The organism is Noviherbaspirillum sp. (genome assembly GCF_035254685.1).
In the GTDB taxonomy this organism is placed as follows: domain Bacteria; phylum Pseudomonadota; class Gammaproteobacteria; order Burkholderiales; family Burkholderiaceae_D; genus Noviherbaspirillum.
The window spans coordinates 15,156-34,202 of record NZ_DATFAI010000009.1 but is presented as its reverse complement, the minus strand read 5'-3'; the positions used below and the strand labels follow the sequence as shown (position 1 = coordinate 34,202).

18 protein-coding genes are annotated in these 19,047 nt (G+C 61.7%); all 18 read right to left on the bottom strand.

Going from position 1 to position 19,047, the window contains the following annotated elements; translation table 11 throughout:
• Positions 1–5: 5 nt before the first annotated feature.
• Positions 6–785 carry a 3-oxoacyl-ACP reductase FabG gene (fabG, locus tag VJ698_RS01770; protein ID WP_324100938.1) on the bottom strand — a complete coding sequence of 260 codons (780 nt, stop codon included), beginning with the start codon at positions 783–785 and terminating at the stop codon, positions 6–8.
• A gap of 109 nt (positions 786–894) precedes the next feature.
• On the bottom strand, positions 895–1,812 hold the full coding sequence (locus tag VJ698_RS01765) for a CoA ester lyase (RefSeq protein ID WP_324100937.1): 918 nt from the start codon (positions 1,810–1,812) through the stop codon (positions 895–897).
• A 34-nt stretch (positions 1,813–1,846) separates the two neighbouring features.
• Positions 1,847–3,085 carry a CoA transferase gene (locus VJ698_RS01760; protein ID WP_324100936.1) on the bottom strand — a complete coding sequence of 413 codons (1,239 nt, stop codon included), beginning with the start codon at positions 3,083–3,085 and terminating at the stop codon, positions 1,847–1,849.
• Positions 3,082–3,567, bottom strand: coding sequence for a MaoC family dehydratase (locus VJ698_RS01755; RefSeq protein ID WP_324100935.1), 486 nt, complete (start codon positions 3,565–3,567; stop codon positions 3,082–3,084). The genes VJ698_RS01760 and VJ698_RS01755 overlap by 4 nt, the downstream gene beginning before the upstream one ends.
• Positions 3,564–4,727 (bottom strand): acyl-CoA dehydrogenase family protein, encoded by a 1,164-nt coding sequence (locus VJ698_RS01750; protein ID WP_324100934.1) that lies wholly within the window; start codon positions 4,725–4,727, stop codon positions 3,564–3,566. Before VJ698_RS01750 ends, VJ698_RS01755 begins: the two co-directional genes overlap by 4 nt.
• Positions 4,724–5,224 (bottom strand): MaoC family dehydratase, encoded by a 501-nt coding sequence (locus tag VJ698_RS01745; RefSeq protein WP_324100933.1) that lies wholly within the window; start codon positions 5,222–5,224, stop codon positions 4,724–4,726. The genes VJ698_RS01750 and VJ698_RS01745 overlap by 4 nt, the downstream gene beginning before the upstream one ends.
• An 8-nt stretch (positions 5,225–5,232) precedes the next feature.
• The gene (locus VJ698_RS01740) at positions 5,233–6,609 is read right to left on the bottom strand and encodes an MmgE/PrpD family protein (RefSeq protein ID WP_324100932.1); all 1,377 of its coding nucleotides are present in this window, start codon (positions 6,607–6,609) and stop codon (positions 5,233–5,235) included.
• A gap of 333 nt (positions 6,610–6,942) precedes the next feature.
• Positions 6,943–7,719, bottom strand: coding sequence for a molybdopterin-binding protein (locus tag VJ698_RS01735; protein ID WP_324100931.1), 777 nt, complete (start codon positions 7,717–7,719; stop codon positions 6,943–6,945).
• Entirely contained in the window at positions 7,706–8,602 is an 897-nt protein-coding gene (locus VJ698_RS01730; RefSeq protein WP_324100930.1) for a cytochrome b/b6 domain-containing protein, read from the bottom strand. Before VJ698_RS01730 ends, VJ698_RS01735 begins: the two co-directional genes overlap by 14 nt.
• A 277-nt stretch (positions 8,603–8,879) precedes the next feature.
• Positions 8,880–9,563, bottom strand: a complete 684-nt coding sequence (locus tag VJ698_RS01725) for a response regulator transcription factor (RefSeq protein ID WP_324100929.1) — start codon at positions 9,561–9,563, stop codon at positions 8,880–8,882.
• Positions 9,560–12,493 carry an ATP-binding protein gene (locus tag VJ698_RS01720; RefSeq protein ID WP_324100927.1) on the bottom strand — a complete coding sequence of 978 codons (2,934 nt, stop codon included), beginning with the start codon at positions 12,491–12,493 and terminating at the stop codon, positions 9,560–9,562. Before VJ698_RS01720 ends, VJ698_RS01725 begins: the two co-directional genes overlap by 4 nt.
• A 137-nt stretch (positions 12,494–12,630) precedes the next feature.
• On the bottom strand, positions 12,631–14,004 hold the full coding sequence (locus VJ698_RS01715; RefSeq protein ID WP_324100925.1) for an OmpP1/FadL family transporter: 1,374 nt from the start codon (positions 14,002–14,004) through the stop codon (positions 12,631–12,633).
• Between the two features lie 220 nt (positions 14,005–14,224).
• On the bottom strand, positions 14,225–15,241 hold the full coding sequence (locus tag VJ698_RS01710) for a 2Fe-2S iron-sulfur cluster-binding protein (RefSeq protein ID WP_324100924.1): 1,017 nt from the start codon (positions 15,239–15,241) through the stop codon (positions 14,225–14,227).
• A 79-nt stretch (positions 15,242–15,320) separates the two neighbouring features.
• Entirely contained in the window at positions 15,321–16,307 is a 987-nt protein-coding gene (locus tag VJ698_RS01705; RefSeq protein ID WP_324100923.1) for an aromatic/alkene monooxygenase hydroxylase subunit beta, read from the bottom strand.
• Between the two features lie 41 nt (positions 16,308–16,348).
• Positions 16,349–16,663 carry an MmoB/DmpM family protein gene (locus VJ698_RS01700; protein ID WP_324100922.1) on the bottom strand — a complete coding sequence of 105 codons (315 nt, stop codon included), beginning with the start codon at positions 16,661–16,663 and terminating at the stop codon, positions 16,349–16,351.
• A 43-nt stretch (positions 16,664–16,706) separates the two neighbouring features.
• Positions 16,707–17,042, bottom strand: a complete 336-nt coding sequence (locus VJ698_RS01695; RefSeq protein WP_324100921.1) for a Rieske 2Fe-2S domain-containing protein — start codon at positions 17,040–17,042, stop codon at positions 16,707–16,709.
• A gap of 48 nt (positions 17,043–17,090) precedes the next feature.
• Positions 17,091–17,357, bottom strand: coding sequence for a toluene-4-monooxygenase system B family protein (locus VJ698_RS01690; RefSeq protein ID WP_324100920.1), 267 nt, complete (start codon positions 17,355–17,357; stop codon positions 17,091–17,093).
• 115 nt (positions 17,358–17,472) lie between these two features.
• Positions 17,473–18,972, bottom strand: coding sequence for an aromatic/alkene/methane monooxygenase hydroxylase/oxygenase subunit alpha (locus VJ698_RS01685; RefSeq protein ID WP_324100919.1), 1,500 nt, complete (start codon positions 18,970–18,972; stop codon positions 17,473–17,475).
• Positions 18,973–19,047 lie beyond the last annotated feature (75 nt).

Below are 19,047 nucleotides of genomic sequence, written 5' to 3'. Positions count from 1 at the left end.
AACCACTAATACATGTAATGGCCGCCGTTGACGTGGATCGCCTGGCCCGACACGAATCCGCCGCCTGACGAGGCGAGATAAGTGCAGGCCGCTGCCACTTCGGCCGGATCGCCGAAACGCCTGACGGGAATCTGCTTTTCGATCTCGCTCTTGTCCGGCTGATGCGTGTACTGCGACCAGTCGCGGACAGTATCGATCGCCCCCGGCACGACGGTATTGGCGGTGATGCCATCCGGCCCGAATTCGCGCGCGATGGCCTTCGCCAGTCCATGCAGGCCAGCCTTGCAGGTGACGTTGTGTGCACGCTGCGTAATCTGGCCCCAGAAACCATCGAACCCGGAAATCAGAATGATCCGGCCCCATTTGCGCTTCTGCATGTGCGGGATGGCATTGCGCGCGAGGTAGAAGGCCGGGGAAAGGTTCGATCCCAGCACCGTATTCCAGTCATCCACGCTGATGTCCAGGAAGGGCTGCATGCGGCGAATGCCGACGTTCGACACGACGATGTCGATCGAACCAAACGCGTTGACCGTCCTGTCCACCATGGAAACAACGTCATCGTGCGACGAGACATCGGCCATGACACCGATGGCCTGCCCGCCTGACTTGCGTATTTCCTCGACGACGGTGTCAACGGCATCCTTGTCGCGATGGCCATTGACCACTACCTTCGCGCCCAGCCGGGCGAAAGCCAGTGCCGCGGCACGGCCGATATTGCGCCCGGATCCGGTCACGAGCGCTGTCCTGCCGACGAATTCCGGGGCGCCTTGATTCTCTGCTGTCATGTTTGTCTCCGGCCTGGATGCACGTTCCATGTTCTTGTGAATACGATCATGTTCTTGCCATGTCGGCCGGGCGCGCCCGTGGCGCGTCCGGACCGTTGCGCTACCCTGCTTACATTCCGATCAGATCCGCCTTCTTGATGATGTTGCGCACGATGCGCACCGAAGCCGCGTCGACCATGATGCCGTCAATGTTGACCGAGCCCATGCCTTCGGCTTCGGCCTTCGCATATGCCGCCTCCAGCTTGCGCGCGCGCTCGACCTCTTCCGGCTTCGGCGAAAAGGCATCGATGGCAACATCGATCTGCGCCGGATGGATAGCCCATTTGCCCACGCAGCCGAGGATCATCGCGCGGCGACACTCTTCGCGATACGCATCGGGGTTCTTGAAGTTCGCGAACGGCCCATCCACCGGATCGATGCCAGCCGAGCGTGCTGCCACCACCAGCTTGAATCGCGCGAAATGCCAAATGTCGCCGGGATAGCCGTTGTCGCCACCAATCGACCGGATATCGATGCCCTGCGACGCGGAGTAGTCGCCGGCGCCGAAGATGATGCATTCCAGGCGAGGATCGGCGCGCGCGATGTTATCGATCTCCTGCATGGCCTCGACTTCCTCGATCAGCGCTTCGATGCCGATCTGGCGCTTCATCCCGGTCTTCTTCTCGATCTGCCGCAGCAGCGTGGCGACGAAGCGCACGTCGCAGGCCGACATTACCTTCGGCACCATGATGGTGTCGACGAATTCGCCCGCCTCTTCCACGATGTGAATGATGTCTTCATACGCCCATTGCGTACTCAGGTCGTTGATGCGCACGCAGCGCGTCTTCTTGCCCCAGTCGAGCGTGCGCAAGGCCGTGACGATGCTGGAGCGCGCACCAACCTTGGCGTTGGGCGCGACGGCATCTTCCAGGTCGAGGAAGACATGATCCGCGCCGCTCGCGGCCGCCTTTGCCATCATCTTTTCACTGCTGCCCGGCACCGCAAGCTGGACGCGACGCAAGCGCTTGGGTCGTTGATAGTTTTCCATGCCGATTCCTTTTCCTTGTGAGAATGAAGTTCAATCAAGCCAGTGCGCCTGCGGCGCGCCATCGTGCAATTTCTGCTTCGCTGTACCCCGCCTTGAGCAGGATCGTGTCGGTGTGCTCGCCCAGCAGGGGAGCGCGGTGCCGGATCTTGCCCGGTGTTTCCGTCATGCGGATCGGCACGCCGGCGATCGTGAGTGTCCTGTCCATGCCGGGCTGCTCGACTTCCGCCAGCATGCCGCTGCCCTGAAAGTGCGGGTCTGCATGGATGTCGGCGATGTCGTACACGGGGCCGAACGGCACATGTCCGCCCAGGCGCTCGGTCAGCTCGCGCTTGGTGTATCGGATGGTGTACGCACTCACTGCGTCGCAGACAGCCTCGCGGTGCTTCACGCGGGACTGGTTGTCCGCAAAGCGCGGATCGGCGAGCATGTCTTCACGTTCCATGAGGGTGCAGAGCTGGTGCCAGAAGTCCTCGCTCTGGCAGGCCAGCGTGATCCAGCCATCGCGTGCCGGGAACATGCCGAAGGGGCACAGCAGCGGGTGCTGGTTGCCTTCGGGATGCGGCACCTTGCCCTGGTAGCTGTATTGATAGACCGCGCGCTCGCACAGCGCGAGCACGCCATCCACCATCGCCACGTTCATGAACTGGCCGCGCCCGCTGCGCTGGGCGCGGAACACCGCGGACATGATGCCGTATGCCGCCAGTACCGCTGGGACGAGATCGCCCAGGCCGGGACCGACCTTGATCGGCGTATTCGCATCCGGGCCGGTGATGCCCATCAGTCCGCCCATGGCCTGCGACACCACATCGAAGGCCGGCCAGTCGATATACGGGCTGTCGCCGGTGCGCGGGTCACCGAAGCCGCGGATCGATGCATAGACCAGCTTTGGATTCTTTTCCCGCAGCACTTCATAGGAAAGGCCGAAGCGGTCCATCACACCCGGACGATAGTTCTCCACCACGACATCGGCCTGCTCGGCAAGCTTCAGCACGATCTCGCGCGCTTGCGCCTTCTTCAGGTCGAGCACGAGGCTCAGCTTGTTGCGGTTGGCGCTCTGGAAATAGCCGCCAAATGCGCGCAGCTTGTCGTCCGGATGGAACGGCCCGACCTTGCGCGTCGTATCGCCGGACATGGGCTCGATCTTGATGATCTCGGCGCCCTGATCCGCCAGCAGCTGGGTGCAGAACGGCCCGGCCAGCATCTGCGTGAAGTCGAGCACCTTCAGCCCGTCCAGCGCGCCGGTGGTTTCGGTGCGCATGTCTTGCGTCGTCATTGCTTGACCCAGTGGCTGCGACGCTTCACCTGCACGCGCCGCTCTCCCTCGAACACGATCTTGTCATTCTGGTTGATGCCCCAGTGGCGGAACAGCACCTCTCCGGCGTCGGGCCGCGTGCTGTCTTTCGTCGCCAGCACTTCGGTGAATGCATACAAGGTATCGCCATGCAGCACCGGCGTCTTGAAGCGGATCTTGTCGAGGCCGAGTTCCGCCAATGCGTTTTCCGCCGTGTCCTGGCTGGCGATGCCGATGATGAGCGACGCCGTCACACCGCCGAAGGTGATGCGGTGCTTGAACGGCGACTCGGCCATGCGATGCTCGTTGAAATGGCCTTCCGCCGTGTTCATCACGAGGTTGGTGATCAGCACGTTCTCCAGCGCTTCCACCGTCTTTCCGCGCGCATGGCGGATCATCATGCCGGGCTTGAAATCTTCGAAATAGCTGTCGCTGCTGGTCAGCTTCTGGATCTCGGCATTCATTGGTACTTACCCCCAAGCAAATTGTCGGAAATGATCTTCATCTGGATCTCGGAAGTGCCTTCGAAGATCTTGGTCAGCCGCGCATCGCGCCAGTAGCGCTCGACTGCGTACAGCTTGGTGTAGCCTGCACCGCCATGGATCTGCAACGCTTCGCTGGTGACGCGTTCGGACATCTCGCTGGCAAACAGCTTGACCATCGACGCTTCCTTGTCGCAGCGCTTGTCCTGGTCGATCTGGTCGCACACGTAGTACATGAGCTGGCGCGCGGCTTCGATCTCGGTCGCCATCTGCGCGAGCTTGAAACGGATCGCCTGGAACTGCGCGATCGGCTTACTGAACTGCTGGCGTTCCTGCGCATAGACCAGCGCATCTTCAAGGCCGCCGCGTGCAAGACCAATCGAACGCGCCGCGGTATGGGCACGCGCCTTCTCCAGGCCGCTGGTGACCATGTAGAACGCCTTGCCTTCTTCACCGATCAGCGCATCCGCCGGCACGCGGCAGTTATCGAAAGCGAGTTCCCATGTCTTCCAGCCGAAGTAGCCGATCTTCGGAATCGGGCTGCCCTGCACGTTCTTCGGCAGTTCGCCGCGCGGCTTCTCGACCATGAATGCGCTGATGCCGAGATGGCGCCTTTTCGGATCGATGTTCGGATCGGTACGCGCCATCACCATGATGTAGTCCGCGCCGTCGGCGAAAGTGCACCAGTACTTGTTGCCCGTGATGACCCAGGAATCGCCGTCGCGCTTCGCGCGGCAGCTCAGGCTGGCCACATCCGAGCCGGTGTTCGGCTCCGACAAGGCAAAGGCACCAAGGAACTCGCCGCGCGCCATGCGCGTCATGTAGCGCTTCTTCTGCTCTTCGCTCATGCCCTTGCGGCCGATGAGCGAATTGCCGCGGGCGATGAGGCTGGCCACGCTCATCCATGCGCGGGCCAGCTCTTCGGTGATCAGGCAGTATTCGAAACAGCCGAGGCCGAGACCGCCATATTCTTCCGGAATGGTGATGCCGAAATAGCCCATCTCGGCCAGCTTGCCGATCAGCTCGCGCGGGATATCGCCCTGCACGGGGTCGAGCTTGTTCGCGATCGGCAGCACTTCGCGCATCGCGAATTCGCGTGCTGCCTCCTGGATCATGCGCCGTTCTTCTGTCATGTAACTCATGCTTTTTGCTCCCTCATTCTGACCAGGTTGCTGCGCCGGAAATCGATGACGCGTTCGCCGTTCTTGTTGAATCCTTCGGTATGCCAGGTGACGATGCCCATGTTGGCGTGCGAGGTTGATTCCCTGCGATCGACCACGGTGCTGCGCGCGGTGAGCGTGTCGCCGGGATAGACCGGCTGGTGGAACGTCAACTCCTCGATGCCGAGGAAAGGACCGCCGCCTTCGCTCAGGTCCTCCACCGACAGCCCGAACACGGTGTTGAACACCAACATCGGATTGACCGGCGTATCAGGGTGGTCATGCGCCCGCGCATACTCGACGTTGTAGTAGTGCGGATTGAAGTGCAGGGTCAGCGTCGAGAACAGCGTGTTCTCGCTCTGCGTGATGGTCCTTCCCCAGTGGTGATCGAACTTGCGGCCCGGGGTGAAATCTTCGAATTTGTTGCCGCGGACCCTTAGCGTTGCGCGGCGTGCGAAATCGTGCTCAGAGGTTTGCATGGGATTTGTCACTTGAAAGATGGGACAAGGAGCCGAGTCAGCTCGGCCACTGAGGAAAGCCTGTCCAGGCGATGCACCATTTCCCGGATTTCTTCTGCCCGCGCCTGTCCAAGAACCGGGCTGGCGAGACTGAGAAACTTTGCGTCGATACGGCGCCCCTGCTCTTCCACGGATGAGGCGGGGATGCCCGTGTCGAAAGATGTGGAGAAGCGACGGCCGTCGACGAGCTCCACTTCCATCTCTGCCAGCGTGTGCGGCCTGTCCGGCAACAGTTCCACGCTGACCTTGTTGCGCAGCGCAGCGACCTTCGATTCGGACATGCGCGCTTCGTCGTAGGTATCGAGCCGCGCAGTATCGACGCCCGCAAGCGCGAAGGCTGCCGTCTGGCGCAAGCTGAATTTCGCTTCGAGGCCGGTGCGCGGTTCGACGATATTGCATACCTTGTCGCAGCCCTGATCGACACGCAACGCGACATGCCTGATGTCGGCACTGTCAATGCCATGCTGCTCGCGCAGCGCGCGGCCGCACTCGATGCCTGCATGGGTGAGGTAGCAGGCCGCGTGGTACTTGAACAGGTTCTCGCGCAAATAGAAGCCCGTCGCCGGCCTGTTCGGCGCGAGCGGCTTGAGCCCGTCGCTTTGCGTTGCTGCGAAACCCTGCACTGTTTCGAGCACGTCCTTGCGGCTGTCGAAGCCGCGCGCGGCGAGTCGCGCGGCGATCAGGCCGTTGTAGGCGGCCTTGCCGGCATGGAGAGGTTTGCACATGGTTCCGAACATGGATTTCAGCCCGGCAGCCTGCGTGCCGGCGATGCCGAGCGCATGCGCCGTTTGATCCGGATCAAGCCTGAGAAGATGTGCACATGCGGCGGCCGATCCAAAACTGCCGATCGTTGCGGTTGCATGAAAGCCGCGCGCATAATGGCTCGCGCCCATGCGCGCGCCGATGTCGCACGCCGCTTCATAGCCGGCAACGAAGGCAGCGATCAGGTCCCGGCCGGATGCATTGCGCTGTTCGGCCAGGGCGAGCACGCCAGGCAGCACCGCGACGGTGGGATGGCCCGTCATGCTCAGGTTCACATCGTCGTAATCGAGCGCGTGGGATGCGGCGCCATTGACGAGTGCTGCGGCAAGAACAGGAAGACGCTCGGCGTGGCCAACGATGGTTCCTTGCGGGTGCCCGCCTTGCTCGCACAGGTCAGTGAGAAGGATCCTGACAAGCGGTTCCTGCGAACCCGCGAGTGCCACGGCGATCCAGTCGAGGATGCACTGTGTGGCGAGCGCATGGATTTCTGTCGGCAGCTTTTCAAATCGAATGGCGAGAGCGCGATGCGCCAGTGTCTGCGTCAATGCCGCATCCTGCTCACCTTGATGCACGGTGTTGTGCATGCGTTGTCTCCGTTGAAAAAGTGTTTTTCTCTTTCTTTTGTGTGATTCACTTTAGCAGCGTGACTTCATGGAATCCATGAGATTTTTCATACTGAGGATGACATATCACATACGTGATATCTGCAAATTTAGGGGAATCGGTATGGATCTGATCAAGGCCGCCGGCGATGCCCGCATATCTCGTAACCAATGGTTGGTTACAGTTAATTCGCGCTTGCAGGGAAAACGCTGCACGATCAGCAGCGCGCTTGTGTGATGGACTTGATGGACTTGGTGCAGGAGCCGTGACGAAGCGCGCAGCGGACGCGCGGGTTCAAGCAGGACGGGCCAGCGTCAGATCCCCGCGTACCACTGGTAGCCGTAGCCGTCTTCCCAGTAACCGCCCTTCCCGCCGCGGATGCCATCCAGGCTCACGACCAGTTCGATGCGATTGAGGTATTTCGCATGCTTGTAGCCGAGCTGGCGTTCCACGCGAAGGCGCAGGGGCGCGCCGTTCGCCACCGGCAGTGCCTGGTCGTTCAGCGCGTACGCAAGTATCGTCTGCGGATGGAAAGCATCCTCCATGTCGATGCTTTCGTAATAGGCTGCGGAGCCGGGGCCATCCATCGGATCGGCGCAGTGGAAGACCGCGTACCGCACATTGGGACGTGGGCGCGCCATCTCCAGCACGCGCCCCAGCGGCACGCCGGTCCACTTGCCGATAGCGCTCCAGCCTTCCACGCAGTCGTGCCGTGTGATCTGTGTGCGCTTGGGCATGGCGCGCAGGTCTGCCAGCGACAGTTGCAAGGGATGTTCGACGAGGCCGTCCACCGTCAGCTTCCAGTCCTTGAAACCGTTTGCTGCGAGGGTCTGGTATTGCGCATCTTCCGGATTGCTCGTGCCATTGCTGCGAAAGTGCGGTGAAAGGTCGGCTTCGCCGAACTCCTGGGCCATGGCATGGGGCGGGACCAGCGCCCTGTGCGCAACCCGGCTCAGTCCCTCTCCGGTGGAGAGCACGTGCTGGAACCACCCGGCTTCGCTCAGCCTGTCGCAGCCGCTGATGACGACTGTGCCCAGCGCTCCCAGTGCGCCACGCAGGAACAGGCGCCGTTGTGCTTTAGCCGTTTTCATGGTGCGCTTCCTTTGCAGCTTCCGGACCGATATCGTAGTACCCGGTGACCATGGACCGCAGATGATTCCACAATCCGCTGACGATCACTTCGAACACATGGATCAGCACGAATGCGACCAGCAGCCAGGCGATGATGAAGTGAATCGTACGCGCCGACTGACGTCCGCCAACCCAGTCGACCCAGCCGGTGATCACGCTGTCGAGCATCGGCGACATCGCCATGCCCATCAGCGCAATCAGCGGCAGCAATACGAGGATGACCAGCAGATAAGCCAGTTTCTGCAGGACGTTGTAACGTTTTGCGGCCTCGCCCTGCGGATGGCGGAACAGGAGATGATCCTTCACCGATGTGCCGATGCCTCTCAGCTCGGTGCTGTCCGGAGCCAGGTCGCGCACGAGATGGCCGCTCAGCACCGCGTAGATCAGAAATGCCAGGCCATTGATGACGAACAGCCATGCAAAGAAGAAATGCCATTGTCGCGCGTACGCAAGCGAGTAGTAGCCGGGAATGGTGATCCACGACGGGAAGGCGTGCCGGTTCAAGGTGCCATTCGGCCCCTTGGAAATGCCAAGTATCCCGGTGGCATCAAATTGATGCGTGCCGATGCGTAATATCCCGCGCTCCTGCTGTGAAGCGGGGTTGACCGGTATTGCATTCACCGTCGTGATCTCCAGTACAGCGGGACGCCTGCTGTACGAAGAATCTCCGAGGTAAAGCGCGGGATGGGCATTGAATATCGACAGGCCGCTCATGAAGAGTACGACAAGGCACAGCACGTTAATCCAGTGCATCAGTCGGACAGGCAAGCGATGGCGGTAATACAGGCTGATTCTCCGGGGAGGCGCGCTGACGACCGACAGGGTTTTGCGTGCGGTGAACATGATTGCTCTCCTTGCGGCAGCGATGGCCGGGCGACGACGAATCGGCTGGATCTCCCTCACTCAAGTCAAGGGAAGGAGTGCATGCCGTTCGTCATAAGCAATGCATCATGAGCAATGCAAGGCATGCGCGTGCGCTCGCGTCGAGGACATGTACTATAGAGCGGCGGCAGGGCATCGCCAACCCGGATCTGCAGGGTTTCTGTGGAAGCTCATGCCTGTATTCGGCATGGCATCGGGAGTGCGGAGAGCGGAACAGTTCTGTGCGTGAACGCCCTGCTTACCGCTGCTTGCGTTCCGCCACCTCGGTTGCTTTCCGCTGGTTATCACCGACGCCATTTCCAGCGAAAACCGTGTGCAGCTTTTCAACCATGCGCACCAGCGCCGGCAGGGATTCCGCTTCCATCTTTTGCATGATGTGATGGCGATGGACCTTGATGGTCGGCTCCGAGATGCCCAACTCGGCGGCGATCTGCTTGTTGAGCAGACCTCTCACCGCAAGGACGATCACCTCGCGCTCGCGTATCGTGAGCGTATCGTAGCGGCGCCGGATCGCTGCCAGCTCCGCGCGCCGGTGCCGCGCCGCAGCGTCGCGCTCGTGGGCCTGCGCGATGGCATCGAGCAGGTCCTGGTCGCGGAACGGCTTCGGCAGGAATTCGACCGCGCCCGCTTTCATGGCGCCCACGCCCATGGCGATATCGCCGTGGCCGGTGATGAAGATGATGGGGATAGGATCGCCTGCCCTTGCCAGCTCGCGCTGCAAGTCGAGGCCGCTCAGGCCCGGCATGCGCACATCCAGCACCAGGCAGGACGGCGCGTCCGGGCGCGCGGCCTGCAGGAATTCCTGCGCCGAAGCGAAGGTTTCGACATGAACGCCAACTGAACGGATCAGGCTGCTCAATGCTTCGCGCAACGAGAGATCGTCGTCCACGACGAACACGACAGGCCCGGGCCGCCGCGTCATTGCTGCTCTCGCTTGATCACCGGCAAGGTGAACCGGAAAGTGGCGCCCGGGCCTTCATTCGGCGTCACCCATAAGCGGCCGCCATGTGACTCGATGATCGAGCGGCTGATGGTCAGGCCCATGCCCATTCCGGTGGGCTTGGTCGTGTAGAAGGCATCGAAGATCGTGCCCTGGTATTGCGGATCCAGTCCGGGGCCGGCATCGCTGACGGAGACGACAATCGCATCCGGGCCATGCTGCCCGGCCCGCACTTCGAGCGTGCGCGGCCGGTCCCTGACCTGCATCATCGCTTCGATCGCATTCATCAGAAGGTTCAATATCACCTGTTGCACCTGCACGCGGTCGATCGCGACCGTGGGAAGATGCGGCGATGTCTCCGTCACCAGCTCAATGTCGAGACTGCTGGCCTCGTTCTGGACCAGGCTGACGACATCCGCGATGATGTCGGCCATCTGCGCCTCGGCGCGTTGCGGTTCATAGCGCTTGATAAAGCCGCGGATGCGCGCGATGACGTCGCCTGCCCGATTCGCGTCGCGAATGACATGCTGGAGCGCGTCATTCGCCTCCTTGACGTTCGGCGGCTGGGCAGCCAGCCAGCGCAAGGAGGCATGGCCGTTGGTGACGATGGCGGCCAGCGGCTGGTTCACCTCATGCGCAATGGAGGCTGCAAGCTCTCCCATCGTGGTCACGCGCGCGACGCGCGCGAGCTCGACCTGCGTCTGCGCCAGCGCCGCTTCCGCGCACTTGCGTTCGGTGATGTCCTCGACGATACCGACCAGCATGGGCGCCATGTTCTCGCTGCCAGGGATGAGCGACACGCTCGCATTGGCCCATACAAAGCTGCCGTCCTTGCGCTCGTAGCTCTTCTGCTGGCGATATTCGGGCACGCTGCCGGAGACCAGTTGGTCAATGTGGAAGCGCGTCGCCTCGCGATCGCTCTCGCTGGTGATCTCCATGAGCGAGAGGCCGCGCATCTCGGCGCCTGCATAGCCGAGCATGCGCTGGCATGCCGGATTGGCTTCGATGATGATGCCGTCGACATCGGTCAGAACGATGCCCACTGCAGAATTTTCATACACGGCGCGCCAGCGGCTTTCCGATTCCTGCAATGCCTCGTGGCTGGCCTGCAGCTCCTGCCGGCTCGCGATGAACTGCTCGGTCAATTGCGCGAGGTCCTCGTTCTGCGTAGCAAGTTCCTTCTGCAAGGCCTCGCGCGCACGCTTCACGATCACGAGGTTGCTTACGCGGATCCGCAGTTCATGCGCGGAAAACGGCTTGGTCACATAGTCCTGCACCAGCTCGGAAAGCAGCTTGAGCCTGAGTTCCTCGTTGGCCATCGCGGAGAGGACGAGCACCGGCACATTGGCCAGCGTTGGATGAAGACGCATCGCATCCACCAGGCGATCGCCGCCGAGCTTCGGCATCATCAGGTCCATCACGACCAGGTCCGGCGGCTCGGCCAGCGCCCTTGCCAGCGCTTCGGAACCATCCGCCACCGGCACGACACGGTAATCGCTGCCGAGCACATCGGCGATGAAGCGCCGCATTTCCGCGTTGTCTTCGGCGACGAGAACCAGCGGCCGGTCCACCGGCACGATACGCTCCTTCACATCGGGTTCGATGCCTTGCAACTCATTGACCGCAGCGTCGATATCGCCACCTACATGCATGGCCGGCGCCGGCGTTTCGATGCGGCGGACATAGGCGCCCTCCGGCGCGGCCAGGGGCATCTCGACCTGGAACAGCGCGCCGCCACCAGGCGCCTCGGAGACGGTGATGGTTCCACCATGCAACTCGACAAACTCTTTCGCAATCGCCAGGCCCAGTCCGGTACCGCCAAATGCGCGCGTCGTGCCGCCCTCTCCCTGGCGAAAACGTTCGAAGATCGTGGACCGCATTTCCGGCTTGATGCCGGGTCCACTGTCCTGGACGCTGAGCAGCAGGCGTTGGGTTCCGGCAAACGCAAGCGAACACCGGATCCGCCCGCCGTCCGGCGTGAATTTGAACGCGTTGGAGAGCAGATTGAGCAGGACGCGATCGAATTTCTCCGGGTCGACATCCGCCTGCAGCGCCTCGGGCGTACTGACGACGTAGGAGAGCGAGCGCTGCGGCGCCAGCGCATCGAAGTGCGCCGCCACTTGGCGCACAGCCTGTGCGAGATCGATGCGCGCGTAACCGAGCGTTGCCTTGGCAGCGTCCAGCTTCGCCAGATCGAGAAGATCATTCACGTGCTTGGCCAGCGTCGAGGCATTGCGCTGGATGACAGCGAGATCGCGCTGCTGCAGTTCGGTGAGATTGTCCGCGGAGGAGAGTATGGACGTCAGCGGACCGAGGATCAGCGTCAGCGGCGTGCGCAACTCGTGGCTGACATTGGCAAAGAAATCACTCTTCACCTGGTTGAGATGGCGGATCTGTTCGAGCAGCCGCTGCAATTCCTCGTTCTTTCGCGCGATTTCCGCCTCGACGCGCTTCTTCTCGGTAATGTTGCGGCCTTCGGGAAGGAGGAAGACGACCTTGCCGTTTTTATCCTTGATGGGACGCAGCGAATAATCGACGATGATCGTTTCTTCGCCGGCAGCCTGGCCGTAGATTTCGACATCGCAGCGCACGAATTCTCCGGCCGATGCGCGCAGGACCATATCACGCTGCATCTCCCGCGTTTCCTTGGACGTCGCCCACCAGTGCGCGTCCCAGAACGGCTTGCCGCGAATGTCCTCGATCCGGATGCCGGCCCCTTCCAGTGCGGCGCGATTGATCTCCAGCGTTGTGCCTTTGGCATCAAGCAGCCCGACGAACTGGTACATCTCGTCCAGCACGATGCGGGCGAGCTTGTCGCGGTGCATGCAGAGATCGTCGTCCGCATGCATCGTCACATCGCGAACGTCGAACGTCGATGACTCTTTGAACAATTGGTGACTTGCTATCGGCACGCTGGGACTCCCGCAGGCTTGAACGGTAAGGCGCCGTAATCAATGTGGCAACAGAGCGCTGTCGAACGACGGCGCCCTGTTGGGGCTGGATTGATTATACGGCTTTCCTTTGACACATTTCTTGCAGCGCCGTTCGCTCAGAAACGGCGGGTGTACGCGACGGTGAGGTTGTCCTGGGAGTGATGGACATCGATCGGAGCCGACGTATTGGGCAGGCTCGCGTTGCTCATCGACTGCTCGAACGCGTGGGAATAGGCGAGATGTACGCTGTCCTGCTGCGAGAAGTCATAGCTGAAGCCGGCAGACAGGTGCTTCGTCGGCGTTGCAGGGATCACTGCGAACAGCAACGCCGGCCGCAATGCCTGGGACGCCACGCGCGCGCCGCCGCGCAGCGTCCAGTTGCCGGTACGATAGGCCGTTCCCAGTGCCAGGATGGTCTGGTCCTTGTACTCCTGCGGCAGCAGGATATTCAAATTGCCGCCCCCATTCGCTTCGAATCCGACGTCGATGTTCTTCATGACGTCTTTCCAGAACACGCGCGACAGGTCTGCCGTCACCATCCATGCATCATTGATGCGCTGGCTGAGGCCGAGCGTCAGGGACGCAGGCATTTGAAGATCACGGATCCTGAGCTTGCCGGCCAGCGGTACCTTGCCCGCCACGCGGTCCACTGCCGTCAACGTGGCATTGCCTTCCAGGTCGGATATCCTGCTCTTGAGGGAGTATGAAGCGCCGAGGGTCGTTTCTGTTGAGAGTTTGTAGGTCAGGCCGAGCTTCGCACCGACACCCCAGGCATCGACGCCGCTCGCGATCGGCTGGTTCTTCGTCACGCTGAAATGGGCGCCATCGAGCGCCGGAAGACTGCCGAGAACCGGCAGCAGGCTGCCATTGATGCGGCCACCGCCGATCAGCGCGCCCACCTGGTCGGCACCAAGCAACATGTCGAGATTCAAGCCCATCCACATTGCATCCAGGCTGCCGCCAACACTCAACCTGTCGTTGACCGCGTAGCTGGCTGCGAAGGGAATGTTCAGCACCAGCAGCCGGCTCGAATTCTCCAGCTGCGAATTGGCACCGGAGGTCGTCCTGGAAAGGAAGCTGGCCTTTCCGTATTCGGTGCCCAGCCCGCCTTGCGCAAACGCACCGGCGCCGAGCGTCCACGGCCCGATGCGGTGTGTGTAAGCTATCTCGGGCGCTGCATACGGCCCCCGGTTTTTGGAATGCGTATCGGAAGAAGCGGTCTCTCCTGTCGCGCGATTGCGCGTATCGATGTCCGTGGTCACGACATCGAGTCCGAGGTGCAACTGCGTCCCCGATGCCATCAATGACAGCGTCGCTGGGTTGCTCATCATGCCGGACGCACCGACATCGTATGCAGTCGCCGTGCCGCCCATGGCGCGCGAAATCGGGCCGAAGCCTTCCAGCCGGAATACATCGGTGGCGCTCGCGCCGGCGCTGAGTGCAGCCAGCATGCATGCTGCGGCAAGGTGTCTTGCTTGGATTTGTCTCATCGTTCTCTCTTTTTTAATGTTGGGGCCGCGCGGGTCCGCCCGGCGCATTGTCATAAGGTGCACTCAAGGTGCGTTCTGTGCGCCATTTTTCAGGATGAATGAGGCCGGCGAGGCTGAGCGAAGCGGAAGCCGTCATGACATCAAGCGGTGTGCTGACGGGTTTCGCTTCGCTCGACCCATCCTACGGTTCTTGATCCATCCTCTGTATCCGGATGATCTGCTAGAAGAAGCGGTCGAAATGCACCTGTTCGAAAGGCACCCGGTAATCAAGCATCAGCATCGATTGCAGCGCCTGCGTCATCGGCGGCGGCCCGGCGAAATAGAATTCGCAATCCGGAAGCCTCTCCGCGAGGACGCGCCTGACGCTCTCGTGCACGAAGCCGGTTGCGCCGGTCCATCGCGTTGCGGCATCTTCGGGTTGCGACACCACGGGGTGAAAGTGAATGCTTTCGCCGAAGCCGGGCAATGCGCGCAGGAATTCCTCGCCGCAGACATCATGCGGCGTACGCGCACCGTAAAAGAAATGCAGCTGACGCTCGCGCAGCATGCCGGCTTGCGTCGCCCCGCGCGCGATGGATACCATCGGCGCAAGACCTGATCCTCCCGCCACGCAAACGACGTCGCGCGCCGACTGCGTGCGCAGTCCGGCCAGCCCGTATGGGCCGTCGATGACAATATCGTCACCCGGCTGGAGATGGTTGAACAATCGGTCGGTGCCCTTCCCGCCGGGCACGCGCCGGATCTGGAAATGCCACTCGCCGTCGCTATTCGCAATATTGGACATCGAATAGGCGCGCGGTGCGGCGAGTCCCGGCAGATACAGCAATGCGTACTGTCCGGCCTCGAATTCGGCCGGTCGCTGCGTCACGAAGCGGAACTCGGTGATGTCATGCGTGATCGCGCGCACGCTGACCAGCCTTGCGCTGCGCCGTACGGGCCGCACCTTTGGCCGGCACTCCGGCGAGGAACGCACCTTGATGCGCAACGGCCCCCTGGCGCGGCACTGGCAGGCCAGCTGCAGGTTCTTGCGACGGTCACGCTCGCTCAAGCCCGGCGCTTCCTTCCACAGGTTCTCGACTTCGCCGTCAAGCAATTCAAACTTGCAGCTGCCGCAACCACCCGAGCTGCATTCGTAGGGAAAGCCAACGCCGGCGCGCAATGCTGCCTGCAGCAATGTATCCTCGCCGTCCTGCTGGAAAGGATCATCCTCTCCAATCCGTATTTGATGCTGTGTCATGCATGCTTCCTTGCAAACAGGCCCAACGATCCCCCGGAAGCGCAGCTTCCGAAAGGCCGTCCGGACATCGGCGGTGGAGTTACAGGCCGAGCGAGCGGCGGAAGTCGCGCGTCGCCTGCCTGACTGCTGCTGCGGCGTCGGGCACGTCGGGCAGCATGGCGCAATAGGCGTCGATTGCCTTGTCGGCCAGCGGCTCCCATTTCGCGATCCAGCCGCGCATGATCTCGGCGTTGCCCGGCTGTTCCAGGGCCATCTTCGCCAGCGCCGTCGCCCAGCGGCGATGGCGCGCGACGTCGATCAGCTGCGCATCGGTCAGCAGGCCCAGCAGCATGTCGCCGTTGTGGCGCGCCGACTCACCGAGCTTGCGCAGGACCGCTTCTTCGATCGCCGGCTTGGCGACCAGGTCCAGCGCGACGAATGCCTCGGCCCAGTCCCAGGTCACCAGGACCTTTTCCATCAGCTCGCGGAAGCCCTGCCATGCGGGGTCGGTTTCCCAATAGGTGCGCTCGTCGCGGCCGAAGCCCTTGTCGGCGATGGTCAGCGACAATTCCCTGGTGCGATACGCGGTGTGGCTGAGCCAGCGGAAGGCATCCGCCATCTGGAAGTAATGGCAGCTGGTGATGGTGCTGGCCGGCGCGACCTGGCCGACGTAAGCGGACGCCATCTGCACCGTGTGGAACAGGTAGCGCGTCGGTGTGTACAGGCGCGCCAGCGTGCCGGCCCAGCCGGGTGTCAGCGTCTTGTCGTGCTCGCGCGCGTTGAACTGGTCCAGCAGGCCGAAGACATAACTCTCCTGGCCGTCCTGCATCATGGTGTAGGTGCGATACACCACTTCGTCCGGATCACGGAAGGCGTTCCAGTCGGGATGCTTGAGCGGGCTGCCGAGATTGTTCTTCTTGTACCAGCGATTCATGAACATCTCGGGGTCGAGCTCCCACGGCGCGTTCGCATCGCGGTCATTGAAGTGCAGGTTGACCGAGACGATCTCGTATTCGCTCGGCTTGCGGCGACGCGCCGCGAGATGGCTCCAGGTTTTCAGCGGCTTGAGCACTTGTTCTTGTGACATGGTTGAGTCTCCTTGATTTACTATGTTTCGCGCTCGCTGCTTCAGACCTGCTTGATCAGGTAGAAGCGGATCAGGTCCGGCTGCGTTTCGACGCGGCCTGCGAACGAGCTCAAGCCGATTTCCAGGTCGGGCATCTTGAACGGCCGGCCGAGCGCGCGCTCCAGGGTCTCGCGGCGCAGGATCATTTCGTTGTCGGTCTCGATGCGCACGTAGGCGCGCTTGTCGTCGACGCGGATTTCCTTGCCGGGATTGTCTTCGTGCGCGGCCTCGACCACGGCGTCGGCCATCTCTCCGGCACGCATCACAGGACCGACCCGGTTGTTCAGATGCGCTGTTGAAATTTCGTTGGTGCCCATTTCTGTCTCCTCATGGAATTATTGATTGACCTCGGGCCTCGGCTTACGTGTGTGCAAACAGCGGCATCACGCCTTCGGTGTCGACAAGAATGTGGTCACCTTCGATCTTCACCGGGTACTGCGCCAGCGCGCAGTCCGATGGATTGATGCCCTTGCCGGAGCAGGCATCGAACTGCCACAGATGCGCGCGGCAGACGACCGTCTTGCCATCGAACTTCCCTTCCACCAGCGGAATGTCCTGGTGCGGGCACATGCCCTGGAAAGCGCGGATTTCGCCGCCTTCGGGCGCAACCACGAGCACCTCTTGTCCGTCGATTTCGAACGATGCCATCTCGCCTTCCCACAGGTCGTCGAGGGTGCAGATTTTCTTGAATGTCATGATGCTTGCTTCCTATGCTGAATCGGACCGGCCTGCGCCGGCGAGCGATTACCGTTTTTCGGGTTCCCAGACGATCTCGATGCACTCGGTCGGCTTCAGGCCGGCCTCCGCCACTCTCATCATGCGCGGCAGGGGTTCGCTGGCTCCTTGCTTGCGGGCGCGCAGGATGTGCCCGGGCCTTGCCTTCACGCGCCGGCCGACCGAGTGGTAGGCGGCGGCGGCGCAGACTTCGTCCATCGTGTTTTCCGTGTCGACCGGAAGCAGCTGCAAAACGAAGTCGCCTTCGAAATTGGATGTCAGGGGAAATAAAGCCATGTTGTCCTCGATCTGTTTTCTATGTGTTTCTTGCGCCATCCCCGCGCAGGCGAATTGCCGCCCGCGGGAATGACGTTCTTGCGCCAGCAGACTTGCCTGAATGACGTGGCACAGCTCAGCCCGCTTTCTTGCGCAACTGCTTGTAGAGCTCAACCCATTTGTAGCCGTGGGCGTCGTCGCCGATTTCACCGGGAGCCAGGTTCATGTAGGCCAGCGCGCCGTTCAGGTCCATCGGCTGGATCTGTCCCGCGAGGAAGCGGTCCACCAGGCTCATGTGGCCGGCGTAGCGCTCCGGCTCCTGCTCGAAGCACCAGCGGTCCACTTCCGAACTGAAGTGATACAGGCGGCCCTTGTATTCGAGCGGATAGTCCTTGACGGCCCAGCCGTTGCCGGGTGTGTAGTTGATCGGCAGGTTGCTCATGTTGCAGATCATCGGCAGCGTCTCGGGATAGGTCTGCGCCATGTTGCCGTCGACGAGGTTGTCGATAATCACGTCCCAGCACTGGCCCCAGGTGTCGTTCCAGCCCGGATACTTCTGTTCCAACCAATCGCGCTCGTCGGGCGTGACGCCGGCGGCGGGATTCCACCACACGGTCGGACGCCAGTACCAGACGCCCAAGTGCATGCCGTGGTGCTGCGTATCGAGATCGGCCAGGAACTTGTCCCAGTACCACGGCTTGTCGAGGCCAAGGTCGGAGATCGCGCGCTCGAATTGCGTCACGATCCACTCCTGCATGAATTCCTTGAACGATTGCTTGCGATGCTCGAGCGGCGTGTAGTAATCCATCATCGGGCCGGTCAGCACCGAGAACAGTTTCCATGCACGCCAGAACGATACGTCCACGCGCTGTTGCGCTTCCGCCTTCTTGCCGTTTTCGATCAGGATCTGCAGCAGCGGTCCGCCGATCTGCGCGTGGCGCGACTCGTCGGTCTGCACGCTCGAGATCAGGCTGGCAAAGGTATGGTCGCCGGCTTCGGCGGCATCCGCAGCCAGGCCGAGGAACTGCATATTGGTGAAGCCGGTTTCGAAGGCGAAGGTGAGCATGATGCCGACGCTGATCGCATCGCGCGTCATCATGATGTCGTCGAAGAAATGGCGCGAAGCGATCATGCCCCACTCATTGGTGTCGTATGCCTTGAACGCCCAGTCGAACTGGCGGTCCTTCGACACATGCTCGTGCGGGAAGAAGAGCTGGATCTGACCGTGCCGGATTTCATCCATGCAACCGAGCGTGGCCATGTTGCGCATGCCCGGCGCCTTGGAGAAACGCATCATGCGTGCCTCCGCCGTGGCAGCTGCATACTCGCCTCGTGCAATCGCACCGTAGTGCGCCTTCATCACTGAAAGCCAGCCCGGGTCCGACTTCTCGAAAATCTCGCTGCGCTCGAGCGCAGCCTTGACCGAATACGCACCGGCGTCCTTCTCGCGCTGCACCTTCACATATTCCGGATAGGTCTGCTTGTACGGCTCGTCGTAGGCTTCCCACTTTTCGATGGGGATGCCGAAATCACCGCTCAGCTCGGGCGGAAAGAGCTCGTCCTCCTTGACATACGTGGGTGACCAGTTGGTTGTTCTGGCGATGTCGTACCAGTCCATCCGATTCAATACAGCCATCTTCAGTCTCCTTGTTTTGGCGGGCCGGCGGCCCGGTTCGTATCCGACGCTTGCGTTGCGATTGCGTGTGAATGT

Bases quoted from the DNA above. Each gene is read 5' to 3' on its own strand.
- VJ698_RS01695 (WP_324100921.1), bottom strand. From the start codon at position 17,042: ATGACATTCAAGAAAATCTGCACCCTCGACGACCTGTGGGAAGGCGAG.
- VJ698_RS01760 (WP_324100936.1), bottom strand. From the start codon at position 3,085: ATGACGACGCAAGACATGCGCACCGAAACCACCGGCGCGCTGGACGGG.
- VJ698_RS01730 (WP_324100930.1), bottom strand. From the start codon at position 8,602: ATGTTCACCGCACGCAAAACCCTGTCGGTCGTCAGCGCGCCTCCCCGG.
- VJ698_RS01740 (WP_324100932.1), bottom strand. From the start codon at position 6,609: ATGCACAACACCGTGCATCAAGGTGAGCAGGATGCGGCATTGACGCAG.
- VJ698_RS01765 (WP_324100937.1), bottom strand. From the start codon at position 1,812: ATGGAAAACTATCAACGACCCAAGCGCTTGCGTCGCGTCCAGCTTGCG.
- VJ698_RS01745 (WP_324100933.1), bottom strand. From the start codon at position 5,224: ATGCAAACCTCTGAGCACGATTTCGCACGCCGCGCAACGCTAAGGGTC.
- VJ698_RS01685 (WP_324100919.1), bottom strand. From the start codon at position 18,972: ATGGCTGTATTGAATCGGATGGACTGGTACGACATCGCCAGAACAACC.
- VJ698_RS01735 (WP_324100931.1), bottom strand. From the start codon at position 7,719: ATGAAAACGGCTAAAGCACAACGGCGCCTGTTCCTGCGTGGCGCACTG.
- VJ698_RS01755 (WP_324100935.1), bottom strand. From the start codon at position 3,567: ATGAATGCCGAGATCCAGAAGCTGACCAGCAGCGACAGCTATTTCGAA.
- VJ698_RS01715 (WP_324100925.1), bottom strand. From the start codon at position 14,004: ATGAGACAAATCCAAGCAAGACACCTTGCCGCAGCATGCATGCTGGCT.
- VJ698_RS01710 (WP_324100924.1), bottom strand. From the start codon at position 15,241: ATGACACAGCATCAAATACGGATTGGAGAGGATGATCCTTTCCAGCAG.
- fabG (WP_324100938.1), bottom strand. From the start codon at position 785: ATGACAGCAGAGAATCAAGGCGCCCCGGAATTCGTCGGCAGGACAGCG.
- VJ698_RS01690 (WP_324100920.1), bottom strand. From the start codon at position 17,357: ATGGCTTTATTTCCCCTGACATCCAATTTCGAAGGCGACTTCGTTTTG.
- VJ698_RS01725 (WP_324100929.1), bottom strand. From the start codon at position 9,563: ATGACGCGGCGGCCCGGGCCTGTCGTGTTCGTCGTGGACGACGATCTC.
- VJ698_RS01750 (WP_324100934.1), bottom strand. From the start codon at position 4,727: ATGAGTTACATGACAGAAGAACGGCGCATGATCCAGGAGGCAGCACGC.
- VJ698_RS01705 (WP_324100923.1), bottom strand. From the start codon at position 16,307: ATGTCACAAGAACAAGTGCTCAAGCCGCTGAAAACCTGGAGCCATCTC.
- VJ698_RS01700 (WP_324100922.1), bottom strand. From the start codon at position 16,663: ATGGGCACCAACGAAATTTCAACAGCGCATCTGAACAACCGGGTCGGT.